Source organism: Leifsonia sp. PARNA 1/14 (genome assembly GCF_055720965.1).
Genome location: NZ_JBVQSP010000003.1, coordinates 225,134 through 234,288, shown reverse-complemented (window position 1 = coordinate 234,288; position 9,155 = coordinate 225,134). Strand labels below are relative to the sequence as shown.

At 72.2% G+C, this 9,155-nt stretch carries 9 protein-coding genes; 7 read left to right on the top strand and 2 right to left on the bottom strand.

Going from position 1 to position 9,155, the window contains the following annotated elements; all coding sequences use genetic code 11:
• From AC0HS0_RS10595 to AC0HS0_RS10575, 5 genes are all read left to right on the top strand, one after another.
• Window positions 1-791, top strand: a 791-nt coding sequence (locus AC0HS0_RS10595; RefSeq protein ID WP_472963890.1) for an alpha/beta hydrolase family protein, incomplete at its 5' end; no start/stop codon positions are given.
• Window positions 792-919: 128 nt separating this feature from the next.
• Window positions 920-2,056 carry an alanine racemase gene (gene alr, locus AC0HS0_RS10590; RefSeq protein ID WP_472963888.1) on the top strand — a complete coding sequence of 379 codons (1,137 nt, stop codon included), beginning with the start codon at window positions 920-922 and terminating at the stop codon, window positions 2,054-2,056.
• Window positions 2,049-2,999 carry a D-alanine--D-alanine ligase family protein gene (locus tag AC0HS0_RS10585; RefSeq protein ID WP_472963886.1) on the top strand — a complete coding sequence of 317 codons (951 nt, stop codon included), beginning with the start codon at window positions 2,049-2,051 and terminating at the stop codon, window positions 2,997-2,999. Before alr ends, AC0HS0_RS10585 begins: the two co-directional genes overlap by 8 nt.
• A gap of 44 nt (window positions 3,000-3,043) precedes the next feature.
• Entirely contained in the window at window positions 3,044-5,179 is a 2,136-nt protein-coding gene (locus AC0HS0_RS10580; RefSeq protein ID WP_472963885.1) for a CapA family protein, read from the top strand.
• 94 nt (window positions 5,180-5,273) lie between these two features.
• A complete protein-coding gene (locus AC0HS0_RS10575; protein WP_472963884.1) occupies window positions 5,274-6,092 on the top strand; it encodes an isocitrate lyase/PEP mutase family protein in 819 nt (272 codons plus the stop codon).
• Here the strand turns inward: AC0HS0_RS10575 and AC0HS0_RS10570 are convergent.
• The gene (locus AC0HS0_RS10570) at window positions 6,035-6,625 is read right to left on the bottom strand and encodes a dihydrofolate reductase family protein (RefSeq protein WP_472963883.1); all 591 of its coding nucleotides are present in this window, start codon (window positions 6,623-6,625) and stop codon (window positions 6,035-6,037) included. The two genes, AC0HS0_RS10575 and AC0HS0_RS10570, sit on opposite strands and share 58 nt — an antisense overlap.
• Before the next feature lie 63 nt (window positions 6,626-6,688).
• Window positions 6,689-7,633 carry an RNA polymerase subunit sigma-70 gene (locus AC0HS0_RS10565; RefSeq protein ID WP_472963882.1) on the bottom strand — a complete coding sequence of 315 codons (945 nt, stop codon included), beginning with the start codon at window positions 7,631-7,633 and terminating at the stop codon, window positions 6,689-6,691.
• Between the two features lie 82 nt (window positions 7,634-7,715).
• Here AC0HS0_RS10565 and AC0HS0_RS10560 point away from each other — a divergent pair, with 82 nt between their 5' ends.
• Complete coding sequence (locus AC0HS0_RS10560; protein ID WP_472963881.1) at window positions 7,716-8,876, top strand: AI-2E family transporter; 1,161 nt, start codon at window positions 7,716-7,718, stop codon at window positions 8,874-8,876.
• A gap of 75 nt (window positions 8,877-8,951) precedes the next feature.
• Window positions 8,952-9,155: hypothetical protein (locus tag AC0HS0_RS10555; protein ID WP_472963880.1), on the top strand; the 204-nt coding region annotated here is incomplete at its 3' end.

Below are 9,155 nucleotides of genomic sequence, written 5' to 3'. Positions count from 1 at the left end.
AGGTGCCCTACGAGGGCTCGTCGTTGCCCGGCTACTTCTACCGGGCGCCGGGAGAAGGGCCGCACCCCGTGATCGTCCAGTGGAACGGCCTCGACTCGACCAAAGAGATGATGTACTACTCCGGGTTCCCGGCGATGCTTGCCGAGCGCGGCATCTCGACCTTGATGATCGACACCCCGGGATCGGGGGAGGCCCTCCGCCTGCGCGGCCTGACCGCCCGCTACGACACCGAGGTCTGGGCGGCGGCGATCGTCGACTGGATCGAGGCGAACGCCGACGAGCTCGGCGCCGACCCTGCGCGGATCGGCATCGTCGGCTGGTCGCTCGGCGGCTACTACGCGCCGCGAGCGGCGGCGTTCGAGAAGCGGCTCGCGCTCGCCGTCGCGTGGGGTGCGAACCACGACTGGGCGGCGGTTCAGGAGGCCCGGCGCAATCGCGAGGGCGAGAACCCGGTGCCGCACTACTGGGACCACGTGTTCTGGGTGTGGGGCGTGAACGACATGGACGAGTTCATCGCCAAGACGAGCTCGATGCACCTGAACGGCGTCGCCGAACGGATCACTGCGCCCCTGCTCATCACGCACGGCGCCGGCGACCGGCAGATCCCGGTGCGCTACGCCCATGAGACATACGAGCAGGCGGTGAACAGCCCTCGGCGCGAGCTGCGGATCTTCGACGACCCGGAGGGCGGGACCGAGCACATCTCGATCGACAACATGCCGTACGTGGCCGGCATCATCGCCGACTGGGTCGCCGAGACGTTCGAGGCGCTGGTGCCCGCACGGAGCTGATCGGAACGGTCATCCGCTGGGATGACCGTTCCGCATCGCTGGAGGGATGGATCGACGGCCGGCTTCCCGCAGTCTGGGGGAATGCCTGACACCAGCATGCGCCGCTCCGCGCGGCACGGGGGCCGATGATGTCGTGGACCTCCGAGCTCGTCGTCGACGACGACGCGATCCGTTCGAACGCCGCCTACTTCGCCGCCGCCACCGGAGGTCGCCTGATGGCGGTGCTCAAGGCCGACGCCTTCGGGCACGGCGCGATCGCGCACTCCGTGCTCGCGGCGGGAGCGACCTCCCTCGGCGTCACCTCGATCGATGAGGCGCTCGCCCTGCGGGCCGCCGGCGTGCGGGCGCCGATCCTGAGCTGGCTCAATCCCGTCGACGCCGACTTCGCGACAGCAGTCGGTGCGGACGTCGATCTCGCGGTGCAGAGCGTCCGGCTGCTGCACGCGGTCGGTCGCGCCGCTGCGCAGCGGGGGAGGCGCGCCCGGGTGCACCTGCACATCGACGTCGGCATGGCGCGCGACGGGGCCCCCGCCGCCGAGTGGTCCGCTCTCTGCGGCGTCGCGCGTGAGCTGGAGGCGCTCGGCAGCGTTCGCGTCCTCGGGGTGATGGGCCACATGTCGTGCGCCGACCGGCGCGATCACCCGCAGAACCGTCGCGAGCGACTCGTCTTCACGAACGCGGTCCGGACGGCGCAGCGACGCGGTCTGTCGCCCTCCGTCGCCCACCTGGCCGCGACGGCCGCGACCGTCACCGGGGTCGGCTCCGGGTTCGGGCTGCACCGCATCGGCGCCGGGCTCTTCGGCATCGACCCGTCCGGCACCTCCGACCGTCTGCGTCCGGCGCTCTCGCTGACGACGACCGTCGTCGGGTCGAGGGAGGTCGCGGCGGGGACCGGCATCGGCTACGGACTGGAGCACGTCGCCGATCGGCGCACGAACCTCGCCCTGCTGCCCGTCGGCTACGGCGACGGCCTCCCGCGCGCGGCGTCGGAGCGCGCCGAGGTGCTGGTGCGCGGCCGCCGCCGGCCCGTGGTCGGACGGTTCTCGATGGACATGCTGGTCGTGGACACCGGCGACGACCTCGTCGCGCCCGGTGAGACGGTCACCGTGTTCGGCCCGGGCGACCGCGGCGAACCGACGGTCTCCGACTGGGCCGGCTGGTCGGGCACGATCGAGCACGAGATCGTGACGCGGATCGGCAGCAGAGTCGCGCGCATCCACCGGACGACGGCGGCTGCCGCGACGGAGCAGGCGGCCCGTGCCTGAGCGGACCGTCGGGCGGGTCGCCGTGATCGGCGGCGGCGCCAACGACGAGCACGAGGTCTCGCTCGCCTCGGCGGCCGCCGTCGCGCGGGCGGTCCGCGTCCTCGGTCTGACGGCCGTGCCTCTGACGATCGACCGGAGCGGTGGCTGGTGGCTCGACGGCGGCCCCGTGTCGCCGGCGGACGCGGTCCGACGGCTGGCGTCGTGCGATGTCGCGTTCCCGGTCCTGCACGGGGTGGACGGCGAGGACGGCGCAGTGGCCGGGCTCTTGCGGCTCACGGGAGTGCCGTTCGTCGGCTCCCCGGTGCGGGCCGGGGCCCTGGGGATGGACAAGTGGGTCACGAAGCTCGTCGCGGAGGAGGTCGGCATCCGCACCTCGCCGGGCGTTCTCGTCGACGGATGCGCCGGCCTGGGAGACCTTCCCCTCGAGCCGCCGTTCGTCGTGAAGCCGACCACCGGAGGGTCGAGCAACGGGGTCAGCGTGGTCCGGGAGGCCGGGCAGCTGGAGGCCGCGATCGAGAGCGCGCGGGCGGCCGGCGGGGCCGCGCTGCTGGAGGCGTTCGTCGCCGGCCGCGAAGTGGACATCGCCCTGTTCCGCGATCGCGACGGCGTACTGCACGCGGGCTCGACCCTCGAGATCGAGGTGGCCGAGGGCGCTGTCTTCGACCGCGAGCAGAAGTACGACGGGTCCGCATCGTTCACGCTGCCGGCGCGCATCACCGCCGACGAGCACGCCGCCATCGACGCGGCGGCCCGCACGCTCTACGAGGCGCTCGGCTGCGCCGGCGTCGCCCGCTTCGACTTCTTCGTGACCGCCGACGGTGTCGTGCTGAACGAGGTGAACACCGCGCCCGGTTTCACCGAGCAGTCCCAGGTGCCGCGGATGTACGCCGCCGTCGGCCTCGACTACCCGCGCCTCGTCGCGGCGCTCCTCGACGCTGCCTGAGCCGCTGCGCTCGCACCACCTCGTCACCGATGGGAGAGAACCTGATGAGCGATGCTTCGCGCCCGCCCGCCGTTCGCGAGACGTGGGGTGACGCCCTCAAAGGCGTGCTGATCCTACTGGTCGTCTTCTGGCACGTCGTCATGAAGAGCTACCTCCAGGTCGACTGGCAGCTCGGCGTTCCGATCCCGGGAGTGTGGGGTCTGGCCGGCGACGCCGTCTGGCCGTTCCTGATGCCGCTGTTCCTCCTGGTCTCCGGCTACTTCGCGGCGAACGCCTTCGCGCGACCCTGGCGGATCGTCGCCCGCACCCGCGTCCTGCGGCTCCTCTACCTGTACCTGCTGTGGTCGCTGATCCACATGGCCGCGCTGTGGGCGTTCCCCGACTTCCCGACGCTGGTGCCGCGCAGCGTCTCGCAGTTCGTGGAGTCCGTCACGATCAGCCCGCCGAACACCTGGTACCTCTACGCGCTCGCCGTCTACTTCCTCGTGGCGAAGGCCCTGGCGCGGGTGCCCGCCTGGCTCGTCATCGGCGCGGCCGCCGTGCTGTCCATCCTGGTCGCGGCCGGCTTCGTGGAGGTCGTGAGCAACCGCGGCTCGCTGCTCTACGACTTCGTGTTCTTCCTGCTGGGCCTGCACCTGGCTCCGCAGCTTCGGCGCTTCGTCGTCCGGACGCGGCCTTCCCGCGCCCTGGCTTTCGTGGCGGTGTACGCGCTCGCCTTCGCGGCGATGCGGCTCACGGGCACGGAGACCATGCCCGGTGTCTGGCCGGTCGTATCGGTGCTCGGCGTGGCGATGGGGTTGGCCGTCGCGCCGCTGATCGCCCGCACGCGGCTGCTCGGCTCGGGGCTCGCCGCGCTCGGGCGCCGCAGCCTGCCGATCTACCTCATCCACATGCCGCTGCTGGCGATCGCCGACGTCGTCCTGGTCGCATGGCTCTCGGACGCCCGGGTGGCCGTGCAGCTGATCGCGGCGGCCGTTCTCCCGGTCGTGCTCACGGCTGCGCTCGTGGCCGCGTGCCTGGTGCTGAACCGGTTCCTCGCGCGCGACGGCTTCGGCTGGCTGTTCGACCTCCCGCGACACGGCTCCTTCAGCTGGAGGGGCGCACCCTGGCGGGCCGCGCTCGCGGTCGCACTGGTGGTCGCCTGCGGCGTCGTCGCAACCCGAGCGACCGCGATCGGCGGCTGCGGGCCGGAAGTGCCGGCTCAGGCCGCCGGGCGGCACGGGGAGGTCGGCATCGGCGCCGTCGGCGACGTGCTGATCCACGACGTGGGCCACCGGGTGCCCGCCGACGGCGGCGCCGGCCACTTCGACGCGGTGCGACCGTGGTTCACGCAGGACCTGGTGACCGGCAACCTCGAACAGGCGATCACGGCCGACACCGGTTTCGACAAGTGCGGCGCCGGGGCGGACTGCCTGGCGTTCCGCAGCGCTCCCGAGACGGCGGCGTATTTCCGCGGCTTCGACATCCTGAACCTGGCGAACAACCACACCGGCGACTTCGGCCCGCAGGGGTATGCGAACACCCGCACGAATCTCGCCGAGAACGGGATCCGCTCGGTCGGCGACCGCGATCAGCTCGTCTGCACCAGGATCGGCGGCACCACGGTCGCGATGATCGGCTTCGCGCCCTACCAGGGCACCAACCGGCTGACCGACCTGCGGCACGTGCGCGCCGTGGTCGCCGCGGCCGCTGCCTCCGCCGACGTCGTGGTCGTGCACGCGCACATGGGGGCGGAGGGCCCGGGTGCGAACGTCGTTCGGCCGGGCGCCGAGACGATGTTCGGCGAGAACCGCGGCGACCCGATGGCGTTCTCCCGGGCGGCCATCGACGCCGGCGCCGACCTCGTGATCGGCCACGGCCCGCACTCGCTGCGCGGAGCCGAGTTCTACAAGGGACGCCTGATCGCGTACAGCCTCGGCAACTTCGGCGGAGGCGGGGTGTTCGGCGCCGAGCAGGCCACACGGTACGGCGCATATCTCGACGTCAGCCTGCGTCCCGACGGCACGTTCCTGCGCGGTCGCGTGAACTCGGTGCATTTCGGCTACGACGACGGCCGCCCCGTGCCCGACCCCGACGACACCGCGGCGCGCCTCATCGCGCAGTTCAGCGCGCGCGACTTCCCGTCGACGGCCGCCGCCATCGCCTCCGACGGCACCCTCACCCCACCGCGACACTCGTGACGAATCCCGACATTCGTGCCACGAATCACGACTTTCGTGACGAATGTCGGGCCGCCTCGGGAGGAGGATGGGCGCGACGCGAGGAGACCCACCCATGGCGACGACGTTCCGCGACCTCCATTACGGCGACCTGCCGCTGCTGCTGCCCAACGCGTGGGACGTCGGCTCGGCGCTCGGGTTCGTCGCCGCAGGGTTCCCGGCGGTCGGCACGACGAGCTTCGGCGTCAACGCGTCGACCGGGCGGCCCGACGCCGCCGGCGCGAGCAGGGAGGCCACGGTCGCGCTGATCCGGAAGCTGCGGGTGCTGCCTGTGCACGTGACGGCCGACATCGAGGACGGCTTCAGCGACGACCCCGACGCCGTCGGTGAACTCGTCGCCGGGCTCGGGGCGGCCGGCGTGAACCTCGAGGACTCCGCGGGAGGCCGTCTCGTCGACCCGGCCATCCCTGCCGCGAAGATCGCCGCCATCAAGCGGGCGGCGCCGCACGTGTTCGTCAACGCGCGCGTCGACTCCTACTGGTTCCACGAGGACGACACCGTGGAGGCCGTTCTCGCCAGGGCGGCGGTCTACGCCGAGGCGGGCGCTGACGGGCACTTCGTCCCGGGGGCGGCCGATCCCGCGGTGCTGGAGCGGCTGGCCGCGGGCTGCCCGCTGCCGCTCAACGTGCTCGTGGTCCCGAACCTGACCCTCGCGCAGCTGCGGGATCTGGGCGTGCGACGGGTCAGCACCGGGTCGTTGCCCTACCGCGTGGCGATCGACGCGGCCGTCGGCAGCGCCCTCGCGGTGCGAGACGGCGAGGAGGTCCCCTCGGCGACCTCCTACGCCGACTCCCAGCAGCGCCTCCTCGACTTCGCTCAGCTCACGGAGGCAGCGGACGCCGGCATCGAAACCGGCGTGGACGCTGCCTCATAACGGGTGAGGCTCGCCGGCCCCACCAGCTCCGACGACAGCAGCGTCAGCAGACGCCCCTCGGGGAAGAGCCGCCTGCCCGCCCCGACCGCCGTCGGGAACGTCAGCAGTCGGTACTCGTCGACGCGGCCCGCGGCCTCCAGTTGCGCGACGAGCGTCCCGCTGCCGATCACGACCACGTCGCGCTCCGGCAGGGTGTCGTCGAGCCACGCCTCGAGGTCGGCAGGCTGGCGGGTGCCCGACCACTGCTCGACCTCGACCGCGCTGCCGCTCACCACGGCCTTCGACGCCCGGTTCATGGCCTGCGAGAACGGGTCGTCGCGCGCGGGCCACAGCGTGCTGAAGTGCTCCCAGGTGCGGCGGCCGAACAGCAGCACCCCGGTCTGCAGGAGCTCGCCCAGCCGGAACTTGTCGCCGGCGACGCCCTGCGGCCCGAAGCGCATCGCCCAGCCGCCGAACGGCGTGCCGTCGCTCCCGTCCGGATCCTCCACGACTCCGTCCAGCGTGATGAACTGCACGACGATCAGCTTTCCCATGATGTCCTCCTCTTCGTGACGCGCGTCGGCGTCATCAGTGGATACGAACGGGAGGGCCGAAAATCATCGCACGACGGCGAACTCCTCGAACAGGGCGAACAGCCGCGGGTCCTGGTAGACGAGGATCTGCCCGATCGCACCCGTCCCGTCGCCCTCGTCGTCGCCCTCGAACAGCTGGACCGTGTGCGGTTCGCGGCCCTCGCCGACGCCGCGGTAGAGCAGGAACCCCGGCCGTCCCGCCGCCGAGACGGGCACCGTCGACCACTCCGTGCCGCGCCACGCGAACAGGTGCTCCATGAACGCCAGGTAGGGCGCAGCCCCGATCGACCACTGCGGCACCGGCGGCATCTCGAACACGACGTCGTCGGCGACGAGGGAGGCCAGGGCCGGCACGTCCGCGCGCTCGATCGCGCGGGCGTACCGCTCGACGGCGGCCGGGGCGAGCGGGTGCGGACGCCGTACGCCCTCATCGACGGCGGCCCGTGCACGCTGGAGGGCCGAGTCGGCCGACGCCACCGACACCTCCAGCACGGCCGCGGTCTCGGCCGCCGAGAGGCCCAGCACCTCCCGCAGCACGAAGGCCCCGCGCTGCAGCGGAGTCAACGACTGCAGCATCGCGGTGACCGCGAACCGCACCTCCTCACGGCGCTCCGCGGTGCGTTCCACTTCCGATTCGGCGGCCCAACCCGTCGGCGCGGGCAGCAACCAGGGCACGTCGAAGGCTGGGACCAGCGGCGCGCCGGCCTCCAGCCCCGGTTCGCGGAGGTCGCGCGGCAGCGGGCGGCGTGGCGCCTCCCGCAACCGGTCGAGGCAGACGTTGCGGGCGATCCGGTAGCACCAAGTGGCGAGGGAGGCCTTGGCGGGGTCGTACGAGTCGCGTGCCCGCCACGCCCGCTCCAGCGCGTCCTGCGCGGCGTCCTCCGCCTCGAACGGCGACCCGAGCAGCTGGTAGCAGAACGCGGTGAGCCGGCGGCGCATCCCGCCGAGCTCGACTTCGAAACCCGTCACGCGCCGATCCTATGCGTGCGCCGCACGCCCTTCGGCGCCGACTCGGGCGTAGTGTCGGGCGACCTGACCGAGGAGGACCCTCATGATCGCCCTTTCGCGCAAGCGCGAGCCCCGTCCCGACCGGCCGGGCCCCGACCACTCGTCCGTTCCGAACGGAGTCCGCGCGGCCTCCGAATGGTCGTGGCGGCTGCTCACGGTCATCGCCCTCGCCGGCGTCGTCATCTACCTGGTGGTGGTGTTCCAGGACATCGTGGTGCCGCTGCTCGTCGCGCTGCTGGTCTCCGCACTGCTGCAGCCGACCGTCTCCAGCCTCATCCGTCACCATTGGCCGAAGTGGCTGGCCATCACCGTGTGCGTGGTCGCGTTCGGGGCGATCCTGGCCGGGCTGATCACGCTCGTCGTCTGGCAGGTGCGCGTCGGCCTCCCGCAGCTGGAGCACGAGTCGGTCGCGGCCTACAACCGGGCACGGGATGCGTTGCGCCAGCCGCCGTGGAACGTCACGGACTCCGAGTTCGCCGGCTACATCCGCAGCGCGGGCACGTTCGCGCAGAAGGACAGCGCAGCGCTGGTGGGCGGCGTGCTCAAAGTCGGGACGACCACCGGGCACCTGCTCGCCGGCTGGCTGATCGCGATCTTCGCGACCATCTTCATGCTCATCGACGGCGGCGGCATCTGGCGCTGGATCACCCGCCTGTTCCCGGCCGGAGGACGGCCCGCCATCCGGGCCGCGGGCGATGCGGGCTGGCGAACGCTGACCAGCTTCGTGCGCGTCCAGATCCTCGTCGCGGCCGTCAACGGCGTCGGCATCGGCCTCGTCGCGTTCTTCCTCGGCCTGCCGCTCGCCATCCCGATCGGGGTGATCGTGCTGCTGGCGTCGTTCATCCCGGTGATCGGTGCGATCGTGTCGGGGATCATCGCCGTCGTGATCGCGTTGGTCTTCGGCGGTCCCATCCAGGCCGTCATCATGCTCGCCGGAGTGCTGCTCGTTCACCTGCTCGAGGCGCACGTCATGCAGCCGCTCCTCGTCGGCGGCGCGGTCAAGGTGCATCCGCTCGCCGTGGTGGTCGGTGTCGCCGCCGGCTCCGGCATCGCAGGCGTTCCCGGTGCACTGTTCGCCGTCCCGCTCATCGCGGTGGCCAACGCGATGGTGTCCGCCATCCTGCGGGTCGCTCACGGCACGCCGCCGGCCGACGATCCGGGGCCCGAGAAGGTGGAGGTGGCAGGCGCGACACCCGAGACCTGACATCCCGCAGCGGCAGTGCCCCTCCCACTCGTACGCGGCTATGGTGTGCGGTGGCGGCGGGTGTGAGGAGGTCCGATGCGCGTGATGGCCTGGCTGAAGCGTCACGATCCGGACTTCGCGGCGCTGCGCCGTGCCGGGCGCGCGGCGATCGTGATGCCGCTGCTGTTCGCGTTCGGCGGCGTGGTCATCGGCAGCCCGGACGTCGCGACCTTCGCCGCCTTCGGGTCGTTCGCGATGCTGCTGCTGGTCGACTTCAGCGGCCCGCTGATCGATCGCGTG